The organism is Pseudoalteromonas sp. TB51 (genome assembly GCF_000498055.1).
Lineage (GTDB): Bacteria > Pseudomonadota > Gammaproteobacteria > Enterobacterales > Alteromonadaceae > Pseudoalteromonas > Pseudoalteromonas atlantica.
This window is the reverse complement of record NZ_AUTO01000316.1, coordinates 1-24,330: the sequence shown is the minus strand read 5'-3', so window position 1 is coordinate 24,330 and position 24,330 is coordinate 1. Positions and strand designations below refer to the sequence as shown.

The 24,330-nt window shown below is 40.7% G+C and carries 14 protein-coding genes and 1 pseudogene; 2 read left to right on the top strand and 13 right to left on the bottom strand.

All coding sequences use genetic code 11. The features are described 5' to 3' along the window. Nucleotides 1-72: 72 nt before the first annotated feature. Nucleotides 73-774 (top strand): FadR/GntR family transcriptional regulator, encoded by a 702-nt coding sequence (locus L650_RS0119565; RefSeq protein ID WP_004588172.1) that lies wholly within the window; start codon nt 73-75, stop codon nt 772-774. Between the two features lie 63 nt (nt 775-837). Here the strand turns inward: L650_RS0119565 and L650_RS0119560 are convergent, their stop codons facing one another. From L650_RS0119560 to L650_RS0119530, 7 genes and pseudogenes are all read right to left on the bottom strand, one after another. Further along, nucleotides 838-2,970, bottom strand: coding sequence for an alpha-galactosidase (locus L650_RS0119560; protein ID WP_029774127.1), 2,133 nt, complete (start codon nt 2,968-2,970; stop codon nt 838-840). Between the two features lie 445 nt (nt 2,971-3,415). After that, nucleotides 3,416-4,894, bottom strand: coding sequence for an SLC5 family protein (locus L650_RS0119555; RefSeq protein ID WP_024032020.1), 1,479 nt, complete (start codon nt 4,892-4,894; stop codon nt 3,416-3,418). Between the two features lie 81 nt (nt 4,895-4,975). Next, nucleotides 4,976-5,737 carry a SapC family protein gene (locus tag L650_RS0119550; RefSeq protein ID WP_029774126.1) on the bottom strand — a complete coding sequence of 254 codons (762 nt, stop codon included), beginning with the start codon at nt 5,735-5,737 and terminating at the stop codon, nt 4,976-4,978. Nucleotides 5,738-5,749: 12 nt separating this feature from the next. Beyond that, nucleotides 5,750-7,204 (bottom strand): tryptophan halogenase family protein, encoded by a 1,455-nt coding sequence (locus tag L650_RS0119545; protein WP_029774125.1) that lies wholly within the window; start codon nt 7,202-7,204, stop codon nt 5,750-5,752. A gap of 173 nt (nt 7,205-7,377) precedes the next feature. Then, a pseudogene (locus L650_RS0119540) lies at nt 7,378-10,129 on the bottom strand (TonB-dependent receptor). Nucleotides 10,130-10,315: 186 nt separating this feature from the next. Next, nucleotides 10,316-11,296 (bottom strand): aldose epimerase family protein, encoded by a 981-nt coding sequence (locus L650_RS0119535; protein WP_029774124.1) that lies wholly within the window; start codon nt 11,294-11,296, stop codon nt 10,316-10,318. Between the two features lie 181 nt (nt 11,297-11,477). Beyond that, entirely contained in the window at nt 11,478-11,867 is a 390-nt protein-coding gene (locus L650_RS0119530) for an acyl-CoA thioesterase (RefSeq protein WP_024032015.1), read from the bottom strand. 36 nt (nt 11,868-11,903) lie between these two features. Between L650_RS0119530 and L650_RS0119525 the strand changes: the two genes are divergently transcribed. Continuing rightward, complete coding sequence (locus L650_RS0119525) at nt 11,904-12,608, top strand: 2OG-Fe(II) oxygenase (RefSeq protein ID WP_029774123.1); 705 nt, start codon at nt 11,904-11,906, stop codon at nt 12,606-12,608. Between the two features lie 20 nt (nt 12,609-12,628). Here the strand turns inward: L650_RS0119525 and L650_RS0119520 are convergent, their stop codons facing one another. The 6 genes from L650_RS0119520 to L650_RS0119495 all read right to left on the bottom strand — a co-directional run. Then, the gene (locus tag L650_RS0119520) at nt 12,629-13,864 is read right to left on the bottom strand and encodes a cysteine desulfurase-like protein (RefSeq protein ID WP_029774122.1); all 1,236 of its coding nucleotides are present in this window, start codon (nt 13,862-13,864) and stop codon (nt 12,629-12,631) included. A 9-nt stretch (nt 13,865-13,873) separates the two neighbouring features. Further along, on the bottom strand, nt 13,874-14,506 hold the full coding sequence (locus L650_RS0119515; RefSeq protein ID WP_004588163.1) for a 2OG-Fe dioxygenase family protein: 633 nt from the start codon (nt 14,504-14,506) through the stop codon (nt 13,874-13,876). A 220-nt stretch (nt 14,507-14,726) separates the two neighbouring features. After that, complete coding sequence (locus L650_RS0119510) at nt 14,727-18,905, bottom strand: PKD domain-containing protein (RefSeq protein WP_029774121.1); 4,179 nt, start codon at nt 18,903-18,905, stop codon at nt 14,727-14,729. Nucleotides 18,906-19,139: 234 nt separating this feature from the next. Further along, nucleotides 19,140-21,737: a bifunctional aconitate hydratase 2/2-methylisocitrate dehydratase gene (acnB, locus tag L650_RS0119505; RefSeq protein ID WP_004588162.1), complete on the bottom strand. Its 2,598-nt coding sequence runs from the start codon at nt 21,735-21,737 to the stop codon at nt 19,140-19,142. 308 nt (nt 21,738-22,045) lie between these two features. Next, nucleotides 22,046-23,104 carry an OmpA family protein gene (locus L650_RS0119500; RefSeq protein WP_004588161.1) on the bottom strand — a complete coding sequence of 353 codons (1,059 nt, stop codon included), beginning with the start codon at nt 23,102-23,104 and terminating at the stop codon, nt 22,046-22,048. Between the two features lie 334 nt (nt 23,105-23,438). Then, nucleotides 23,439-24,330 (bottom strand): protein adenylyltransferase SelO family protein (locus tag L650_RS0119495; protein WP_174380555.1); only part of this gene is annotated, 892 nt, incomplete at its 5' end.

Genomic DNA, 24,330 nt, shown 5'->3' with positions numbered 1-24,330 from the left:
TAACATATCCTTTCGTACATTAATATGATATATGATATATAATAAAGCAATAACTCATTCGGATAACGCTCAATGAAAAGCCAACCTCGTCAAAATTTAACACAACAATTAACCCATGATTTAGGCTTTGCAATTGTGCGTGGCGTTTACCCTGTTAACGAAGGCCTGCCCTCAGAAGCTGACCTATGCGTAAAATACGATGTGAGCCGCAGTGCAACACGCGAAGCTGTAAAAATGCTCTCTGCTAAGGGCTTAATATCTTCTCGCCCTAAGCAAGGGATCCGCGTACTGCCAGAAAGTAGCTGGAATATGTTTGACACAGATGTACTGCGCTGGATTTTAAGCAGTAAACCGTCGCTTTCTTTATTAAAAGAGTTTACGCAAGTACGTGTCGCACTTGAGCCACAAGCCGCTGCCCTAGCAGCTGAAAATGCCAGCGCCGAACAACTTGCTGAAATAGACAACGCACTTGCCCGCATGGCCGATGCAGACCAAGGCTTAGACGATCCGCTTGAAGCCGATATTGCCTTTCATACCAGTATTTTAGTAGCTAGTAATAACCGCTTTTTTGTACAGCTCACTGAATTTATTAGCACCGCGCTGCGCGTAAGTATTCGTTACACCAACCACATTAAAGGTGTGCCAGGGGCCGACGTTGCAAAGCATGCTGATATTTTAGATACGATTAAATCGCGCAACCCAGAGCGCGCTAAAAAAGCAGTAGAAACTATTTTAGAAGAAGCGCTTGAGCTGATTGAGTCTAAACTCGACTAATAGCTTAAAAAACATTATTAAAAAAGGGAGCTAATTAGCTCCCTTTTTACTGCTTGCTATATTTTAAGCTTTGTTAAGCTCAAAAATAAGCGATGTTTGCGGGAATGAAATTGGCATTTGTAGGCCAAATTCCATCAACGCTTCACCCGTAAAAGTTTGCCCGTTAACAGCGGCAATAGACGAAGGTCGGTATTCTTCAAATTTAACAGGCCACACTAAATTAAGTGTGTACTGCGTATCTGCATCTAAACCAACAAAACGAAGCTTATTAGGCGCAGTGCGCGGTGTTTCGCGTACACTGTTATACGCAAATAACGCTTTTGATTTTTGCTCGTCGATTAAACCAAAGTTAATTGATAAATCGTCGCTATCGAGGCGGTACAAATCGGCAGCATGAATAAATTCACGGTGCTCTTTGTGCAGCGCAATAGCCGCTTTAAGCGCATTGTATTCGTGATCGGTCAGCTCGCGTGGGTCCATTTCAATACCCATGTGGCCAAACATAGATACCGCAGCACGCATTTCAATACTGACATTACGACCTGTGATATGACAATCACGAGGGCCTACGTGTGCACCCATAACCGACGATGGGAAGAAGAACGAACAGCCGCGTTGAATTTCAAGACGGTCAAGTGCATCGTTAGAATCTGACGTCCATACACGGTCTGTGTGTGCAAGCACACCATAATCTACACGGGCACCACCTGAAGAGCAGCTTTCTATTTCAAGGCCAGGGTGCGCCGCTTTAATGCGGTCGATTAAGCGATACAGTGCCAGTGTTTGCTGATGCACCGCAGGCTTGCCTGAGAAGTTACCCGCGTGGTTTATATCGCGGTTCATATCCCATTTAATGTACTTAATTGTTGGGTATTCAACTAAAATGTCATCAATCGCTTTGTATAGGTATTCAACAACCTCAGTGCGCGTTAAATCAAGCACTAGCTGGTTTCTAAAGCTAAGTTGCTCGTTATTTTCTGAGCCTAATACCCAATCAGGATGAGCGCGGTATAAGTCACTATCTGGGTTTACCATTTCAGGTTCAAACCAAATACCAAACTCCATGCCTAAGCTGTTTACATGGTCAATCACTGGCGATAGGCCGTCAGGGTAAATTTCGTAATCTACGGTCCAATCACCTAGGCCTGCATAATCACCTCGGCGACCTTTAAACCAACCATCGTCCAGTACAAAACGCTCAATCCCTAATGGCGCTACTTTATCGGCTAACTGCTTTAGCGTGTCTACATCGTGATCGAAGTAAATACCTTCCCACGTGTTGTAATGTACTGGGCGTGTTTTTTCGCGCTGCGCCTGGCTAAGTAAGTTAGCTTTAACAAAACGATGAAAATTACGCGACAACGCACTAAAGCCATCGCTCGAAAACGAGCCATAAATACTTGGGCTTTGATACGTTTGGCCTTTAGCAAGGGTTAGCTCGCCCGGTAATAATAACTCACCCATTTGCACATAGCGGCGCCCTTCTGGTAGTAGCTCAGCGCGTAGCTTGTTGTTACCGCTCCAGCCTAAATGAAAGCCATAACACTCGCCTTGTTGCTCGCCTGCGCCTTCGCTATGAACTAATAAACCAGGGAATACGTCGTGCGATGTTTTACCTTTGCGGTTTTCGCGAACAAAGCTGCCTAATACTAAATCAACCGATTGGCGTTGAAATTCGTTAGACCAACGTCCTTCAAAGCTCACTAGTTTACTCATGCTATCGGGTAGTTGGAACGTGGGTGCGGCGCAAAAATTAACGCTTAGCGGTGCATCACTTAAATTAGTTAATACGGTATGCGCACTTAGCACATCGGTGTTGCTATCAAGTGTGATGCTGTGCACTACTTCAATACCACGCAGCTCATCAACACTTACAAACTCTAAACTAGAAGGGGTTGGCTGACGAACATCTTGAAGAGCAGGCCCAACTGACCAAGCTATGGTATCGTTTGACAGCTCTAGCCCTGGCGCGCCTGTAAAGCCTTCACCTAATAGCGGAGAAAGAGAAATAGGTGCTTCTTCAACCACGGCACATTTTACTTCCTGACGAGTCGCAAGCTGAGTTAGCATTGTTTCAGTTGTTTGCTCAGATAGGCGCTTACCAAAATAAAGTAACGCTGGGGTTTTGCTCTGGCAGTCGAAAATAACGGTGCTGTTTGCGCTGTCTAATCGAAAGAATGGTTTAATATCAGCCATGATTCTCCTGTCCTCTTTAATGAAGATGAGTTTAATACGCGAGTACATTATATGTGTGCTTACTCGCCGCTTACTGCATCAAATTGCAGTCAGTGATTTTAAAATAATAGTATATATCATACAAATTACTTTTAGATAGTGTTTACGGTGTAATTTAGCCAATATTATTACTGGCTATACCAGTCATTAACTTGAACAGCGGTTAAAAAATTTAATACCACCTTGAGCAATATTATATTTAGTGGGCTTTTAGCCTGGGGTAGTCTGTAAAACCCCAGCAGGTAGTCACACGTTTAGCCCCGCAAAATGATTAAGTATTATTGCCCATGGGTGTTATCTACAGTGTCGGTTAATTGAATAAATAAAAATCGGCCTAAGTTACCTTAGGCCGATTTAGTAATGTGTTAACTAGCTAATAAAAAGTGACTTAACTTTTTACTACTGGTTATTTTGGTGCGTGCACTGGTGGCGTATCTTCAATAGCAGGTGTTTTACCTGCCCACTGTGCATTTAAACCAAACACTACTTTATTAACGATTAATGCAAAGGCTACACATACAATAAGTGTAATTGGCATTAAGTGAATATAGTGTAGTTCAGTATGTAGCGGCGAATTTTCAAACGTCAGCATGCCATACATAACAACGCCTAAAATTACCGCGGCAATACCTGCACGTGCATCCACATTTTTAAACAATAAGCCCACTACAAAAATTGAGAATATAGGCATACTTAACAAGCCGTTTAACTGTTGTAGTAAATTAATAATGCTGTCAGCTTGCTGATAAATTGGCACAAGCACAAGTGTTAAACTAGTAAGTAACAACGTAACGTAGCCACTTAGCTTTACTACACTTGGCTCTTTATTAAAGTAAGCTTCGTGAATATCACACACGTAAAGTGCCGTAGCCGAGTTTAATAAGCTGTTATAAGTAGAAAGCACTGCCGCCGCCATTGCTGCGGCAAACACACCCGTTAACCATGCAGGCATTACATCACCTACAATTCGACCATAAGCTGCATCGCCAATGTCGCCATACAATTTGTACGAAATAATACCCGGTAGCACCACAATCGCCGGTACAATTAAAAAGCGAATACCTGCTGCTGCAAATATCCCTTTTTGTGCTTCTTTAACGTTTGGCGCAGCCATTGCACGCTGGGTAATGGTTTGGTTAGTACCCCAGTAATACATTTGAATAAAGATCATACCGGTTAAAAGCGTAGGCCAAGGGATTGGCGAGTCAGCGTCACCAATTAATGTTAAGCGCTCTTGTGGAATACCGCTAAAGTCGTAATCAATCGCGTTAAGCGCTAAAAATACGACCAGTATTGCCATACCTAACACTAATAAACCATTGTAGGTATCGGATACGGCAACCGCACGTAAGCCCCCAAAAAATGCATAAATAGCGCCTACTAAAGCAAATGCGGTCGCTATGTACATTAGCGGAATATCAACTTTAAACATGGTTTGCATAAATAGCGCACCAGAATAAATAACCGCAGGCATGTAAATTAGCGCGTTACCTAAAAAGAATAAGCCACCAATAACAGCGCGAATGTGCTTGTTGTTGTAGCGTTTTTCTAACAGCTCCGTGGTGGTTGTACAGTTGTACTTGTAATACACAGGAATAAATACTTTGGCTAAAATAATAAGCCCTAAAATAGCCGCCAATTCCCACCACACAAGCAGGGCCATTTGATTGCCATTCATGCCCACCAGCTGGTCGGTACTTAAATTTGTGAGCGTAATTGAGCCTGCTACAAACATCCAAGTAAGGCCACCGCCCGCTAAAAAATACTCTTTTGTTTGATTATCACCACTATTACGGTTTTGGCCTCGGCACTTCCAATATGTAAGTCCACCAATTAAAGCGGTTACAAAGAAAAAAACCACCAACTGCAAAATGTTGTCTGACATGTGTGTGTCTCCAGCGCGTTAAACGCAATGTCTGTCTATGTGAACGTATTAACCTATAAAGGCTAATTAATAAATTGCACCTTACAGTGCGTGTGCATCTCGACTTAGTTCTAACTTAATTTGCTTTAATGGCATAAGTTCAGGATGCTGGTTGTGACGCTTTACTAACGCATTTAACTGAAACAACGAAATAAGCATGCTGTTAAGTACGCTCAGGTAACCTTGTTTGTGTAAATTGGCAATGGTATCGCTGTCTAAAGTTTGCAGTTTATCTTCATCAACAGTGCTCAAACCTTGAATAGTTTGCGCCTCGCCTTGTTCAAACTGCAAAACAATATCTATGTTTTTAATAAGCCCTAAGCGGGCAATTTCTTGGGTAAATTGATACGTTTGGTAATCATTTTTTAAATCGCTTTCTAGTAGCTTTTGCTGCGCACTTAAATACAGGCTTGGGTTGCCTTTGGCATCAAATAGCGGCTCGCCTTGCTGGGTATTAACGGCTGAGCTTTGCTCATCAATAGCAATAAAGTAATCACTGCTATTTGCCTCACGAGTGAGTAAATAAAGCGGCTGGGTTTGCATGCACACAGGCGTGTACAGCGCTTGCCATTGATTGTTACTCACAAATAAACTTTGCTGAGCACTAAAGCTGGTTAAGCCCGAAATGGTATAGCTGCCGTTGTGTGCGTTACGCGCTAAAAAAATAGGTAAATCGCAGGCTGCTTTTGCTACTTCGTTTGCACGCAGATTGACTAAATGCTGTGTTTTTGCGTATTCAACACCCGCATTAGGGTTAATTTTTATTGCTTGGTGCTGAGTATTTGATAGTTCACTAATTGCCATAGTTACACATCCTTAAACTGGGTTAGCCGCANGCCACTGCTCAATATAAGCACGGTGAGGCGGCAACGTTTGCAACATCTGCTGTGTAAGCTGGCTGTTACGTTCAATTATTTGATTTGCTTGCGCATCGTTTGAGTACAAATACGCTTGCTTAGTAAAGTCGGGCTTAAAGCCCATACCGTATAAAACATACTGGTAACTGGCGGCAGGAAATAGCTCTAATGCGCCATGAAAATCTTGAATAAGAGGGCCACGCGTCCCCCAAAGCAGTAAATCTTCTTGTAAACTTTGCGGAATGCTTTGCGGTTGTACGTGCGCTTGCCAATAAGGCTCTGGGCGCTTAGTTAACATGTAATGTAGTTTTAAAAAATCGATAATACGCTGCCAGCGATAATCCATTTGCTCATTAAAGCGCTTTGCAACAATGGGCATTACTTGGGTATCGGCTGGNCCTGCCGACATCCCCACTGCAACACAGTTTTTGTGCCAAAATTTTTCGCGATAGCCTGACTCAAAACTTATTTTTCGGGCAGTTAAGCCTTTAGCGGCATCACCTAAATAGTTTCGTAAGTTTTGCTCGGCTTCTTCATCTGATAAAAACTTGCTTGAATATACATGCCCTACACCACGGCGATGCGTTAGGCCTATATCCCAAATCCACCCAGCATTTTGTGCGGTGGCAATGGTATGACTGGCCAGTGACTCATCACCTTCATCGTAGGGGACTTGCATAGCTAGGGCGCTGTCGTTAAATAATACGTGATCCATTTTTTTAAATGGCACGTTAAGGGCTTGGCCTAGTAACAGCGATGAAAAACCCGTGCAGTCTATGTATAAATCAGCGTTTATGGTGCGGGTTTGATCGGTTAAGGTAAGGGTGTCTATAGCCCCGCTTTCATCAAGCTTTACCTGATCAACGGTGCCAATAATATGCTCAATGCCTAGTTTGCTCTTACAATGTTGCTTTAATAGCTCAGCAAAGGCACCGGCATCTAAATGGTATGCGTAATTACAATTTGCTTGATACTCGCCTTGCGCAATGCCTCTCGGCGCTAGGTTTGCTTCGCAAATATCGTGCTGAAAATTAGTTTGCTGAGCAAAGTTTTCAACATTATCTAAATAGGGGGCTAAATCTATACGGCCGTAGCCTAGCGGTACCGTAAAGGGATGGTAGTAAAAATCGTTGTTGCCATGCGTCCAGTTTACAAATTTACCGCCTTGTTTAAAGGTGGCATTACAAGCTTTAAATACATCCACTTCTCGCAAACCAATTTGCTGAAGCGTGTTTTTCATAGTGGGCCAGGTACCTTCACCTACACCAATTGTTGGAATATCAGATGATTCTACCAACATCACTTTTAAGCCATCACCCTTATTACCTTGGTGATACGAAGCGATAATTGCAGCGCTCAGCCATCCTGCTGTGCCGCCACCAATTACGGCGATTGTTTTTATTGCTTTATTCATAACGGACTACTCTTTGAGTACTTTATTGATAACCGGTTAGACAACAAATGCCCTTTCGGGCATTTGTTTAAATTAGTCTCATTTTGTGCAAATTAGCTACTAACTTTATTAGTAACAGTACTTATAATGCACTGCAATGAAAACTAAGAGGCAATCGCTGCCTCTGCTATCAATTAAAACGTACCGCGAATACCAAACGCGTAACGTGAGCCATTATCTTCTACAGAGTAGATTTGATTAGCAAAACGGCCCGTTTGCACTAGCTCTTCTTCAGTAATGTTGATGCCTTCGGCAAAAATAGTGAAGTTTTCGTTGATATCGTAGCTTGCACTAATATCCCATTGACCGTACGTTTCTACGTTCACTGGTTCGCCGTTAAAGCCGTTATCAACTAAGCGTAAAAAGCCCTCACGGTTGTTAAATGCAACACGTGCTTGCCAGTTATCTTGCTCGTAAAACAGCACTAAGTTTTGTGAATCACCTAACCCTTCAAGCGCAAATGTTTGGCTTGTATCGCCATCAACACTAATATCGCTATCTACTACCGTGGCATTAGCAATAAAACCAAAGCCGTTTTCAAACATATGAGTTACACCGATTTCGTAACCCGTTACCGTTGCAGACTCGCCATTTTGCGGGCGACTTACAGTGTAAACTTCTGAGCTACCGTTAAGTTCGGCATCGGTTTGGTCAGTACAGGTTGTACACGCAAAATCAGGGCCTGTACGGTCAGTCATGTCGTATGTTTCGTCGCCGGTTAGGGTAACAATAAAGTCATCCACTTCTTTACTAAATACGGCAAAGCTAAATAAGTTAGCGTCGTTGTAGTACCACTCGTAAGAGATATCCCAGTTTTCAGATTGGAATGGCTTAAGTGCAGGGTTACCACCACTTGCTGTTAAGTTTTGACGACGAGGCTCGTTAAACGTGGTCGCAGGTGATAACTGTGACATAGTAGGACGAGTAATACTGTCGTACGCTGCAAAGCGTAAAATCATGTTGTCTTGCAGTTCAAGCTTAACGTTAAAAGAAGGAAGTAAGTTTGAGTAGCTCGTCCCTTCTTGAATGTCTGTTGCCGGGCCAAATACGTTTTGGAATAAAGTGGCATCAGAGGTAGGAATAACGTCGCTGATAAAGCTTTGTACAGCCGCTACTTCAATATCAGTTTCTGAGTAACGTGCACCCATGTTAACCGTTACTGGCATATCAGCTAGGTCAAAACCAATGGTAAAGTCCATGTAAAGGCTAGTGATATCTTCGTTAATTGTGTAACGGTTATTTTGTAGTGTTGGCTCTACAGGGAAACCTTGGTCAGCAAGGTAATCAAGCATTTTATCGCCGTCGTAGCTATAAAATGTATCAATTAAACCTGGGAAGTAGTTACTTGCTGAGTAAGCTTCAAAATCAATTTCATCAAGTGGTGCTTCAGTGCCGTAACCACAAAATTGACATTGGCTACCAAAAATTTGGAAGCTTGATTTTTCACGTTCTTGACGATAAGCACCAAAGTTAATGCGATCAACTGGGCCTTTATCTGGTACATATTCAAAATCGGCTTTGATTTCGGTAATTTCATCTTCATCAGTAAACTGGTTACCAATTTCGTTGTAGTGAAGACGCGCAAGGCTTGCATCTGGCAGCGAGCCATTTTCAAAACCATCATGCTGTACGGTAGGAACGCTACCGGTGCCGTCAAAGCTGTAGCTGTTAATAATACCCACTACGTTAAAGCGGTCATTGCCAGCACGGTCGTTTTCAGCTGTTGAGCGAGATACGTCAAATTTTGCTTTTAATGACTCGTTTACTTGCCAGTCAACGTTAATACCAAATGCTTTGTTAGTTACATCACGCGAGTTACGTGTGTGTGATACAAAGTCGGTTGCAGGGTTGCCACTGGCGTTACCTAAACCCACCTCTTGCGTAAAGGTAAGCAAGGTGCCCGTTTCTGGATCGATTGTTGCGCTACCTACACGGTCTGGTTCAAACCAAGAAGCTAAATCGCGTACTGATGAGTCCACTTCAAATTTAGAAATTAAACCATCTACGGTAATAGTAATATCGTCAGACGGTGCATATTGTAATACTAAGCTTGCATTAGTACGTTCACGGTCTTGCTCATCTACAACTTGGTCCCAGTTACGTGGGATGTATGCATTGTCGTACAATACGCCGTCTTGTGGATTTGAAATAGTTTGTCCACCGCGCCAACCAGCCGTTAAAATTTGGTTGTTTTGCAGCTTACGTTGTTGGTTAGTGATGGCAAAAAGCACACCGAGCTTGTCGTCGTTAAACGTATTACTTACTAAAAATGAAGCCGATGGCGATACTTCTTCAGAAAGGCTTTCGTACATGCCTTTTACTGAACCAATCACATGTAAGCCACCAAAATCGAATGGACGAGCTGTGGTTACGTTAACCGTACCACCAATGCCGCCTTCTTGAAGCGTTGCACTGTTACTTTTATAAATATCAGCGCCGGTGATTTGATCTGCCGCTAATACATCAAAATTAAATTCACGCCCTGCACTGTCAGTCGCAATTTGACGACCATTTACAAGTACCGTGTTAAATTGTGGGCCAAAACCACGAATTGTTACTGCTTGCCCTTCACCGNCCGCCACTACGGTCAATGGCTACACCTGTAATACGTTGCAGAGACTCTGCTACGTTTAAATCAGGAAATTTACCAAGATCTTCTGCTTTAATCCCATCGGTTACAACATTAGATGCTTTTTTATCTAACATTGATGAACGTAAGCTGCTGCGAATACCCGTTACTGCGATAACCTCAACATCTTTATCTACTACTGTCGGTGTGTCGCCTTCAGCGCCTTGAGCTGCAACGTGGCCGCTTGCCAATATGCCTGTAATAGCAATACTGAGTGCGGTTTTCTTGTTGAACGATAACTTATTGTTAATTATCATTTTTTAAAAACTCCTGATTGTGTGTAGTCATTTTGTCGTTGTGTGGTGTGTATAGCTTCAAATACTATTTATAATATAAATACTTTAAATTGAGCAAAAGTGCAACCTTTTCCTTAATTATGGCTATCTTTTTGTTACGTGTATTTTTCTTTTTGTTTTCTTTAATTTAACAGTGGAATTAGTACGTTATTGCGAAAACGCAAAAATTATTTGCTGATTATATTCTTCATTCGGCAATAAATTAGCTTTTGGATAATCGCTTCTATTTGCTGCATTGGGCCAGTTTTGAGCTTCTAAACACACTGCTTGGCGTGCTTTAAAAGGAGAACCTACAAAATTTGCCGTATAAAGCTGCATACCAGGCTGGGTACTTTTAAGGGTTAAATTAACGCCCGTGTGTGGCGAGGTTAATGTAGCCATTGTTTTTAAACGATTGTCATCACTAAAAATATAGCAATGATCAAAGCCACTACCGGCATCAAGTTGCGCATGCTGTGCGCAAAGTGCGTCGCCAATGGGCTTAGGGTGAGTAAAATCAAAACAGCTGCCCGAGCCATCTTCATGATGGGCAAGCGGTATACTGTTACTATCGATAGGTAAATACGTTGCGGTATTTATTTGCAGCAGGTGATTATTAATGCTCTCACTGCCTTCAAGATTAAAATAGCAGTGGTTGGTAAAGTTAACGAGGGTTTCTTTATCGGTAATGGCTTTGTAACTGAGGATTAGCTCGCCATTGCATGCAGTAATTGTTTGCCAAACTTGTAATTGGCCAGGAAAGCCTTCTTCTCCATCTGCCGAGCAGTAATAGAGCTCCACTTCATTATTGCTTTGTTTAGTGACTTGCCACAGTACTTTATTAAAGCCTTTTTCGCCGCCGTGTAAGCTATTTGGGCCATTATTTGCTTTAAGTTGGTACTCTGTGCCTGATAATACAAAACGTCCGTTTTCAATACGATTTGCGTAGCGCCCGACTGTTGCCCCTAAATAAAATGGGTTTTCTAAATAATAAGCAGGTTCGTTAACGCACAGTGTCATCTCTTGGTTATTAAACTTTATGCTTTTGATAATAGCACCAAATGGCAATATTTCTGCAGTTAAGCTTTTACCATCGCTAAGCGTTATTACCTCTAACGGTTTATTGCCAGTTGTAGATGCCACATTCATTCTCCATAAACTACCAGCTCAACAGTACCTGTCATAGCGGTGCAACAATATATAATATAAATAGTATATAAGTGAGAAGCGTAACTCAATCAAAATGCGTTAAAATAACGCTATAATAATTCACAGCTGTCGCTTGTGGTTTACATCACCGCTCCTCGTTGCGTGGAGCAAATGCACCTAGTTAAACTAGGTGTTCGCTGAGTGCTGCGACTTCTGCTTCGCTTAAATTTTGTTTAGCTTTGTTTTTAAAGTTATAACGCACTAATACAGTTTTACCCACAACACAGCATTTACCTTGCTGCCACGCCTCTTGCTTAATGGTAAAAGAGCTATTTCCTACATGCTCAACGGCTGTTTTAATCGTCACTTCGTGAGCATAAAATAATTCCCCTACAAACGAAGCTTCTATTTTAGCGATGATCAGTTTCCAGTCGTGTGGGTTTAGATCGGGGGTAAAAAATTTAAAAATAGGGACGCGTGCGGCTTCAAACCACACAGGTAGTACGGTATTGTTGATGTGTCCGAGTGCATCTGTTTCGCTAAAGCGCGGCATCACTTTTTCAATAAACATAAAAATCCAAATAATAACTAAATAAAAAGGTAAATCATGACGGACTTTATCCACGTTATTGATAACGCGTTAAGCGATGATTTTTGCGATAACTTTATTACCACATTCTCTAACAGCCCGCATGTAAAACAAGGTGTAACCTCTGGTGGTGTGGACTTAAAAAAGAAAGACAGCCACGACCTGCAATTAAACAGTTACCCAGAATACGCCCAACAATTAAAGCATATTCAGCAAACCACTGCACAGCATGTTTTTAACTATGTAGAAGCACACTTTTTTATGCTAATTGGCGCATTTGGCTTAAAAGTGTATCACCCAAAAACGGGGGATGTGGTGGATTTAACACAGGATAACTTTGACGAAGTAGGCAAACCGCAGCTCTCTGTGTTGGTGCAGCAAATATTTAGACTTGGGAACATTCAGGCGCAAAAGTACGAGGTAAATAAAGGCGGCTACCCTTACTGGCATAGTGAAGTGTATCCACAGCTACAACACAATGAAGCCCTGCACCGTGTATTATTATTTATGTTTTATTTAAACGATGTAGAGGAAGGTGGCGAAACAGAGTTTTATTATCAAAAACGTAAAATTGCGCCTAAAAAAGGCACTATGGTCATTGCCCCAGGCTACTTTACGCATACCCATCGAGGTAATAAACCTGTCTCTAACGATAAGTATATTTTAACCTCGTGGGTGCTATTTAACCGTGCAGAGCAAATATATGGTGCGCCTAAAAGTTAGCGCACCAAAATTAGTATCATTTAACCGAGCAGTTCATCAAATAAATTAAACAACTGATCTAGCTCTTCAATGGTGTTGTAGTGCATACAACCAATACGTACTACACCGCCTTTATCAAGCACACCTAATTGCTTACACAAACCTTGCGCGTAAAAATTACCATCCCATACACAAATATGCTGTTTGCCTAAAAACTCAGACACCTCACGCGGCTCTAAACCTTCAAACGTTAAAGCAAAAGTAGGTGTGCGCTCGTTTAAGCGATCAAAATCATCAATACCAAACAATTTAATACGCGGGTAATTAACCAAACGTGTTAAAAAGTGCTCACTAAGCGCCATTTCATGCTGCTTTGTTTTAGCAAAAGCCGCAGCTAACTTTTCACGGCGCGTGTGGCCTTCATCAAGCCCGCTAATTGCAGCAATGTAATCAACAGCGGCAATAAAACCCGCTAAGGCTTCGAAGCTTTGCGTGCCTGTTTCCCATCGGCCTGGTGCTACATCTTTAGCTGGTTCTACTTTGTAAGGCGTAAAACCTTCAAGATGCTGTGTTTTACCGTACACCATGCCTAAGTGAGGACCAAAAAACTTATAGGCAGAACAGGCCAAAAAGTCACAATCAAGGGCCTGAACATCAACAAGCTCATGCGGTGCATAATGCACGGCATCAACGTACACTAATGCGCCTACAGCATGGGCAAGCTCTATAATACGTTTTATATCGTTAATAGAACCCGTAGTATTTGAAGCGTAAGTTACCGCAACCAGTTTAGTATTGCTGTTTAATAAGCTTTCAAACTGCGCCATATTTAAGCTGCAATCAGCCTCGTTAATTAAAGCTGTTTGAACTTTAACGCCTTTATCTTGCGCTGCTTGCTGCCATGACGATACATTTGAGAAGTGATCAGCGTTAGTTACAATAATCTCATCACCGGCTTGCCAACCGCGTGAAATAGCACGGCTAAAGCTAAAGGTAAGGCTGGTCATGTTAGGGCCAAACACTATATTTTGTGCACTTGGCGCATTAAGTAAATCGGCTGCTGCTTGGCGCGCATTTGCCATTAACTCAACGGTTTTATCACTTGAAAAAAACGCACCGCCTAAGTTTGAGTTGTAGTGCCCTAAATAAGCAGTCATTGCACTTAGTACAGACTGCGGCACTTGAGAGCCACCTGGGCCATCTAAAAATATTGGCGATTTACCATCAACGGTTTGTATTAATGCAGGAAACTGCTCACGTAATTGCGCTATGTTCATGAGCATTCCTTAAGAGGTAAGTACAAAACAATCCAGGTAACCTGGCTTGTTTGTATCTACTTTGTTCATTGGCGTTGCATTGTGCCAAACTTGACGGTCGTTTATTAGTGCAAACATTCCGTCTTTAATTTCCATTTTAAAACACGGTTCAGCTTGCTTGTTTTCGTATACTAGCAGCTCGCCGCCTTCTAAGTTTTCGTGAGAAACACCACATACACAAACATGGTCAAACCCATCTTGATGCACACCTTCAGGTGCTGCCGGCGTATCGCTATCAATGGCAAGCATTCTAAATTGGTGAATTTCAATATCACGGCCTTCATCAATGCCGGTAAGCTCACAAAACTCACTTACAATGCTTTTCATACCTTCTGACTCAAGTAAGCTTTGCTCTAAGTTTTCATAAGTACGCTCAACATTACCCTGAAAGGTATTAATAGAATCGTCTTGAACAAACGCTTTGGCAGCTTGTAGTTTTAGCTCACCATTTTGAAATTTAATTACCGAGTAACGACGCTTACGAAATTCACCATCTGCATACGGATTAGCAGGTAGGTTATCAAAAGAAGGCTTAACCAAATCAATATTTGCTTGGTTAATAAAACGAAGTTGCAGTAAATTCTGGTTGTTTAATGCAGTCATAAAATCTCGCTTAAAATAATGAGAATATTGAAAGGGATTTTAATGCATGTAGAAAGGATTTTCTGAGCATAAATTGAGGCATAAAAGATAAAAAGTTAAATTTTAAGATATAAAATTCTAGTTTATTGAAAATTTAATTCAAAAAAATTGGCTACACTGTGTAGCCAATTTATTAAATTTAATCACCGCTCTAATTTTAGAGCGAAACTATAGAGCGTATTCACTCCATTAGTTCAAATGCGATATTAATATCGCAGCTTTGCGCCAAATAATGAACCGTGTATGTATTGTCTTCTAAAACGCCATCACACCCGCTAATAGACTCTAATTTATAGCCTGCATTTGCAGAAATATTAAAGCTTAACGTATCGCCATGAAAGCTTGTGTAGTTTTCAACCCCGTTATTTACCACACCATTACCATCTGAATAAACTGTAACATCATACCTTGGCGCAAAAATCGTAAAGGTCATCTTTTCTTGATTTTGACATGCTGTACCTTGTAAATACTCACAAAGCACTATCTCATCGCGATCATTCGAGATAAATTCAATCACCTTATTTTGGCCGTCTTGTTCGTAGGTAAACTTACCTTCAACTAATTCAAGTGATCCAGCTTTAATATCGTTTTTCCAAAGCTCGTACCCATCTATATAGTAAATACCCCACTTTACGAAGCTCTCACCACTGCGTTCGTAAATTTCAAAAGGGATTTCATGCTCATAAAACTTATCAGCGCTTGTATTTTCAATATAGTTTTCAAAGTAAAGTGATGCGTAAGAAAGGTTTTCTTCTCCCGTATCAGTATCAAATGATCTAGATACACGCTCTACAACTTGGTAACTATCATTTTGATTAATAAGCCTATAATCCATCGTATAATCAATTAAGCACGTTTCTAAAGTCAAATCACAATCGGAGCCGTGTGTTCCTGTAAGTTGATCATATTTTCGGCTTCGACTAAAGCTTTCATCTTTAAACTCACCTTGAATGGAACTTGTTGAATAAGTGAAGAATACTTGACCATCTTCATATACTTGTAGCTCATCCCAAATGGTCTCTAAGTCATGACCTTGTTTAAATAAGTGACGCCCAGCAAAATTACTCGGTGTTATAGGTTGTTCTTCAAGCCTTATCATCACGGCAACATTTACCTGTCTTTCATCTTCATACTGGCCTTGCATTATCATTTGATAGCCAAGGTCTATATCCTTAGTAATATAGATATCTTCAACACTATCAGAAGTCGTAATTTGAAACCCTACTTCTGTTTGCTGCCAAGTAAAACTTTCTGCTTGCGTTGTATCAATAGTATCGACTACATTACCTGTTCCATCACCATTTAGCAGTAATTCCTTAACTGTACTCTCAGATGGAATATCCAAAGACCAGCTACCAACCAAATCGCTTGGGGTTAAATCAATTTGAGATTCTACAGAATCAAATAATTTAACATGGCTATCACTGTGCCACTCTTCAACTAGTTCCTCGTTACGAAACTTACTTATACTCTGCGTCATTTCGTACCAGCCGTTACCTAAATCAAAACGTTCCTTTAGTACCATACTGGTCATTACATCTTTACGTCTAACTTCTACTTGAGTGCCATTTTCAACTTCATACGCAACACTTTCATTTAAAACATACTCATCAGAAAAATAAACTCTAATTTCATCAAAATATTTATACCAAGTGATCGCAACCTGGTTATTGCCAGTAAATGCGCCCTCTTCATTTTCGTTGAGCTCTAATTTGAAAGAGGTAGAGGTAAAATAATCAGGATTATTAATTAAAAATTGCCCTGATATTGTTTCTGGCTTTTCCACAAATGTAGCATTAATTTCGCAGTCACTGTGTCCACTAAAGGCAATATAATATTCCCCCTCAATATAACCTTCGCAGCCTTCTATTGAATCAACTTCATAGCCCTCATTAGGCACTATATTAAAACCAACCAACTGAGCAAAAGGCACCTCTTGCACTGCTGGCTGTAATTGACCAAATTCATTAGATAGAGCTGTTAAAGTCACTCGTGGGTTTTTAGATTGATAGACTGTTTTATCGCTCTGTGTACAGCTACTACCTTGTTGGTAATTACAAATAGTGTATGTTTCACCATCACCACTAACAATTTCAAAAAGCCATGTTTGCGCATTTTTTTGATATTCAATGACACCTTCATTCAACTGCGCTTCATACTCTATGCCATCGATTGTTATCGTAAATGAGCCGTCATCGTAATTAACCCGGATTCGATCCTCTATTACTTGCTCACCAGCACTTTTATAAAGATTAAAACTGCTTTGTAATAAGTAGGGGGTAAACTCTGAATAGCTTAGCTCTTTACTGTACTGATAAATAAGTAAACCTTTTTGGATATCATCAATATCTCCTTCAGGAGAAAACCATTTAAACTCTCTTAGTAAGTAATATTGACTATCTTCTACTGCAATGATGTCATGGGTTACTTCGGCGCTTAAGTAGCAGGTTTCATCAAACCCTTCACAACTGCTAACGGTGTAGTCATTATATTCATAACGGCGTCTAGTTAGTTTTCCATCCTCAAGAATCCCTTGGTAAGACGTAGTTCCTAGCCCTAACATTATTGTGCCATCGGCAAACACGTTCATATCATAAAGTTGTGACGTGCCAACAAAGCCCTGCCAACGCCCAACTAAATCGTCATTTGATAAAGACACCGCTTCTCTTTTTATCATTAAGCCATATTGGCTATCAGCTGGGTCGGCTGATGTAGTATCTAATGAAACTAGCTGATAGCCTGCTTTTAAATTTTTAGTAAACCAAAAATTTGTTGTTCCAACGCTACCGTCTTCATCATAGGTTACTTGTAATTGATTATTAGTCAGCTCCCACTCAAACGGTGCTGAATTATCACTTAAAACAGCGCCGGTCCCATCCTCATAGAAAGCAATAGTCTCTAGGTGGCTAATGAAATTACGGCTTTCTGCACGCTCCATTTCCCATTCACCGACAATATCTCCGACAGTCAAACTTAAGGTTTTACTTTTAAGAATAAGGTTGGTGGTTTGTATTTCTTGCTTGTTTTGCGCTTCAACGCTGTTTTCATAAACTGAAATATCGCTTTTAATATCTACTGTTTTAAAAACATCGTTTTCGCCGAGTACTTGGAGCGAAAATGAATTTAAATGCTCCTCATAAATAGTTTCAACATCTTCTTCGATCTGGGAGTATTTATTAATAAGTACTGGAGACTGTAAATTAACTGCGATTTTACCACTTACTTCTTCCCACGTTACTGGGCTACCCGTCACTGCATGGTATTGACCAGTACCATTTTCGTTTAAGGTTAAGTGACTAGCGGGGTTTGCATAGTAACGCGGAGAGTTAATTATATACTCACCAACCAACGGCTCTTTTGAGCCTGTTACTAAATCTTCATCTTCTTTAATTTCGGTTTTCGTTTGCTCTATTAGGTCGGGGTCTTGCTCGTTAACTTCTTCTTCAAATTGCTGTGCAACTTCTTCATCGGTAACTAAATCAAGGGTGCTTTCTACCCCCTCCGGCAACTCATAATCAGAATTATCTACAATAATTTTAATCAAGCTTGCAAGTTGTACTTTTTCATCAGCATCAACATTTAAAAGTGCATTATCTAGTTCATCTTCACTTGTCGGTTCATCTCCATCTCTTACAATCAGTGCATACTCTGCTGTTGTCACATTAGTTGTGTTAACACCAAAATTCTCATCACTGTCTAAAATGCCATCATCGCCTGCCTGCGTAGCTAACTTTTTAACAGAGCTAAGCTGAGAGATAAATTCCACCCCAGGATTTAAATCATCCCGCCCTTTAGCTTTAACTTTTACTAGGGTTTGCTCTAAAGCTTCATCGACATCTAATACTATTGTGTAAACACCATTTTCATCTGCTGTCGCTGAATAAACTTCATCACCTATTATTATTTCTACGCTTGCATAACTAATTGTATTATCGGTGATTAAGCCATTAAGAGTCACTGCCGTTGAGTTGCGTTTAATTAATACTTGCTGAGTAGCACTTGTTGTTGCCCCATCATCATCTTCTACAGTTACTGTAAAGTTGACAGTTACATCTTCTGTAATATCGGGGGAGAGGTATGTTATTTCATTTGAATTTGGGTTTTGTGCGCTGAGGTTTAAAGTCGAGTCATGCTGCCAATAATAATTTACTATTTCTCCATCTTGATCTGATGCGCTGGCAGTAAGTGAAAAGCTGGTTTTTTCTTGTATTTCGCCTTGCCCAGAAATTGCTACAGAGGGAGCTAAGTTTACGGTTTCGTCGCTATCCTCATCTTTATCAAAACTACAGGCCGAGACTAAAAAACACGTACTCACAGTACTCGCTATTAGTTTTAATCGGTAGTTACTTTTATATTCCATTATGTGCTCCGTGAGTTGTTTAAAGCGGAGCAAGAAAATACTTGTTGATTGCTCCCTCAATCTTTAACAAATGTTATTGAGACTTATAATTGTTCATTTTTTGTTAACTTTCAAATTAATTTACTAGTTTTTATGCTAATTATTTATTTTCATAGCTTAGTTATTGAAAACATTAGATTTTATTTTAACCAATAAAAAACCCGCCTAAGCGGGTTTTTTTTAAACAGGTTTAGATTATACAGCTTGCTGAATAATTACGTTGTCTGCTTTTTTAGTGTACTGAGGCATACGGTGGAAGTTCAAGTAACGGTATGTATCTGCAGCCGTCGCATTGATTTTCTCTGCGTATTCTTGGTACTCAGCTGGTGTAGGTAATTTACCTAAAATTGCCGCTACTGCAGCAAGCTCAGCTGATGCTAAGAATACATTTGCGCCTGTACCTAAACGGTTAGGGAAGTTACGTGTTGAAGTAGAAACAACCGTTGCTTTATCAGCAACACGTGCTTGGTTACCCATACACAGTGAACACCCTGGCGTTTCGATACGTGCACCAACACGACCAAAGATACCGTAGTAACCTTCGTCAGTTAGTTGGTCTTTATCCATCTTCGTTGGTGGAGCTACCCAAAGTTGAGTTGGGATACGACCAGTAAAGCCATCTAGTAATTTACCCGCTGCACGGAAGTGACCAATGTTAGTCATACAAGAACCGATGAATACTTCGTCGATTTTCTCGCCAGTAACATCAGAAAGTAAACGCGCATCATCTGGGTCATTTGGAGCGCAAAGGATTGGCTCTTTAATTTCTGCTAGGTCGATTTCTACAACGTGCTTGTACTCTGCATCAGCATCAGCTTCCATAAGTTCTGGGTTAGCTAACCATTCTTGCATTGCATTAATACGACGTTCGATTGTACGTACATCGCCGTAACCTTCAGAGATCATCCACTTAAGCATAACAATGTTAGACTCAAGGTATTCGCTGATAGACTCTTTAGAAAGCTTAACAGTACAACCTGCTGCTGAACGCTCTGCTGATGCATCTGATAATTCAAACGCTTGCTCAACAGTTAAGTGCTCAACACCTTCAATTTCTAGTACGCGACCAGAGAATTCGTTGATTTTACCTTTTTTCTCTACTGTTAATAAGCCTTGCTTAATACCGTAGTAAGGGATTGCGTGTACTAGGTCACGTAAAGTGATACCTGGTTGCATTTCACCTTTAAAGCGAACCAAAATAGACTCAGGCATATCAAGTGGCATAACACCTGTTGCTGCTGCGAACGCTACTGCACCTGAACCCGCTGGGAACGAAATACCTAATGGGAAACGTGTATGTGAATCACCACCAGTACCTACAGTATCTGGTAATAACATACGGTTTAACCAAGAGTGAATTACACCATCACCAGGGCGAAGTGAAACACCGCCACGGTTCATGATGAAATCAGGAAGCGTATGGTGAGTGTTTACGTCAATTGGTTTAGGGTAAGCAGAGGTATGACAGAATGACTGCATTGTTAAATCTGCAGAGAAACCTAAACAAGCTAAGTCTTTAAGCTCATCACGTGTCATAGGACCTGTAGTATCTTGCGAACCTACAGTGGTCATTTTAGGCTCACAGTATTGGCCTGGGCGAATACCTGCTACGTTACATGCTTTACCAACCATTTTTTGCGCTAGTGTAAAGCCTTTATCAGACACTTCTGTTACTGCTGGTACTTTAAATACGTCAGTAGCACCTAAACCTAAAGAGGTACGTGCTTTGTCTGTTAAACCACGACCAATGATTAGAGGAATACGGCCGCCGGCACGTACTTCATCTAAAATTACGTCTGATTTAAGCTCAAAAGTAGAGATAACGTCATCAGTACCGTGGCGCTTAACTACACCTTCGTATGGGTAAATATCAATTTGATCACCCATGTTGAACTCATCAACATTTAACTCGATTGGTAACGCACCTGAATCTTCCATTGTGTTGAAGAAGATAGGCGCAATTTTGTTACCTAAACATACACCACCAACGCGCTTATTAGGTACGTATGGGATATCATCACCCATAAACCAAAGCACAGAGTTAGTTGCAGATTTACGAGAAGAACCAGTACCTACAACGTCACCTACGTATGCAAGTGGTAAACCTTGTGTTTTTAATTCTTCAAGTTTAGTGATTGGACCTACTTCACCCGCTTTGTCAGGAGTGATACCGTCGCGCTCATTTTTTAGCATTGCTAAAGCATGAAGTGGGATATCTGGACGTGACCATGCATCTGGTGCAGGTGATAAATCATCAGTGTTTGTCTCGCCGGTTACTTTAAATACAGTAACAGAGATTTTTTCAGCAACAGCTGGCTTGTTAGTAAACCATTCAGCGTCTGCCCAAGATTGAATAATCTTTTTAGCGTGCTCGTTGCCTGCTTTTGCTTTTTCTTCTACGTCGTAAAATGCATCAAACATTAATAATGTGTTTGATAGACCTTTTACAGCGATAGGCGCAAGTGTTTCGTCATCAAGTAGCTCAATCATTGGGGCGATGTTGTAACCACCTAACATTGTACCTAATAATTCTGCTGCTTTTTCTTTAGATACTAATGGAGATTGTGCTTCGCCTTTAGCAACTGCCGCTAAAAAGCCTGCTTTGATGTATGCTGCATCATCAACGCCTGGTGGTACGCGGTTGATTAGTAAATCTAAGATGAACTCTTCTTCACCCGCTGGTGGGTTTTTAATTAGTTCAATAAGATCAGCCGTTTGCTGAGCATCTAATGGCGCTGGTACGATACCTAACGCGGCACGTTCTTCTACGTGTTTACGATATTCTTGTAGCACAATATTGCCCTCTTGGTGACGTGAAAGTATTCGGTAGCGCCTCATGCGCAAAAAAAGTAACCCAATACTTATAGTATTCTAACGCGGGATTATAAAGCTTTTATGTATAGATGAAAATCCATCCAGCTAAGCAACTGATTATACCGACTATAAATATTATGAATAGTGGTAAGCGTAAATTCTATTTTCGTGAATGTTTGTTAAGTAATAATCATTCTTGTTTAATCAGGTTAATACTGCATATGCTGTTTTAAAGGCATAAAAAAACCCAGCACTAAGCTGGGTTTTTAAAATAAAGTAAGTAACTATTAACGCTTAACTTTTACACGTTCAATAGATTTTACATGTGCTTCTACACGACGGTTTTCAGCGTGAGCTTCTTTCGTGTTAGCTGTGTTTTTAAGACGTTCTTCGCCTAGACCAACAGTTGTAATGCGATCTTCAGCAATGCCATCTTTAATTAGCTCTTGTGCTACATCATCAGCACGCTTTTTAGAAAGCATCTTGTTGTAGTTTGCGTTACCTACCGCTGACGCGTGGCCTTCAAGTAGTACAGTTGTATCTTCGTGCTCTTTTAAGAACTCAGATACTGATGCAATGTCGTCAAAGTAACGTTGACCAACTTGTGCAGAATCATGTGGGAAAGTAACTAATAAGCTTGTTGTTACTTCACGGTCTTCGTATAAAGTACAGCCATCGCCATCAACAGCGTCTGTCATTGGCGTGTTAGGACATTTATCATCTTTATCTAGGATGTTGTCGTTGTCGCTGTCTTTAGGTTCTACAGGTACTTCTACTACTGCTGTTGGTGCTGGCTCTACAGGCTGTGCAGGCATAGAGTTTTGGCCAAATAAGTAGTTAATACCAATTTTAGCACCTACATCTGTGTAACCTTTATCAAGACCTTGGTATACCGCAGTTTCAGCGTTTACGAAAAAGCCATCAGTAATAAAGTGTTGGTAACCAACACCTGCGTTTAAGAATGTGTTGTCATCCACTACGTCCATTTCTTTAATACCGAATAGACCGTAGAAAGGACCGCCGTCAAGGTGGTAAAGCGCATCAATACCGTAACGCTCGCCGTCGATATTATTACGATTGCCCGCAGCTTTATCGAACGCGTTAAAGTCCATATCTGCATACTCAAGGCGTGCGCTCCAGTAATCGCTGAAACGGTAACCTGCTTCTACACCCCAACCAGTTGACTCGTTTACGTCAAGGCCAGCTTGAGCGCGCATGTTTTCCCATGACGCATCATAGTAGTCACCAAATGCACCAATATAGAAACCTTCTTCTTTATCGGCAGCGAATGTAGACGCGCTAGTTGCAGCTAACGCAATTGCAATTGTAAGTGATTTTAATTTCATTGTTTTCTTCCCATTTTAACAACTTAGAAAATTGTAGCTAATCAATACTAGCTCAACCAGTTTTGTACACACTACCCGAGCTTTTGTTAATCGATACTTAACGAAAAATAAAGTTTATAAATTTTTTCAACGATCTACAGGCATTCCAACCACCAATTGTAGGTTAAGTAAAAATTTTTACCTAATCTGCAATTAATAAATTATGGTAATTTATAAATAGTTACTTTTTATGAATGCGCACAATAACACCGAGCGAGTAACTGCTCAATCATTGTACACTGCATTATTTAAAAATGACTATTTATAATCAAAAACTTACAATTAATTACAATACTTAAGTACCGCAAAAAGTTTGATAGCCCTTGTCATCTTTACCTGTCTCTTGAAAGCGGGCTAAATTAGCTGATTTATCATATGGGTTACTCATCACCGTTAAAAAGTCGCTTAGCAGCTCGCTCTCGCCGTGTTGATTATATTGCGCAAGGATTTCTTCGACGATGTGATTACGCGGTATAGCCCTTGGGTTAGCCGCTCTCATTAGGTTATAGCTGTTTTCATCACATCTTTTTTGCCATAACTGGGCCCATTGCGTTAATTCATTTGGCACTTTGCCACCCTTTAGTGACTCAGTTAGGACATCAAAGGTATTGGTGTAATCGAGCTTATGCTCTTGAAATAACAATAATAACTTATTTACAAGCTCTACATCGTCTTCGTTATAACCTGCTAAGCCTAATTTTTGTGCCCACATTTGATTATATTGCTCGTTAAATAACGTAGAAAACTGATTAATTAACGGCGTCATTAAACTTACAGCTTGTTCGTCATCTTCATCTATTATCGGGATTAGGCTTTCGGCTAAACGCGCGCAGTTCCAACTTACAATATTTGGCTGATTACCATAGGCATAGCGACCTTGTTTGTCAATTGAGCTAAACACGGTATCAAAATCAAAGGTATTCATCATTGCACACGGGCCGTAGTCGATAGTTTCGCCGCTTATCAAAGTATTATCAGTATTCATAACGCCATGAATAAAGCCTACTCTCATCCAGCTAATAACCAGCGCTAGCTGACTATTTATAACGGCTGCTAAAAAGTCTAAATAGCGCTGAGCCCCTGTTGATTGAATACTTGGGTAATGGCGTTCAATGGCTACATCAGCTAATTTTTTTAATCCCTTTACATCACCTTGAGTTGCTAAATACTGAAACGAGCCAACGCGG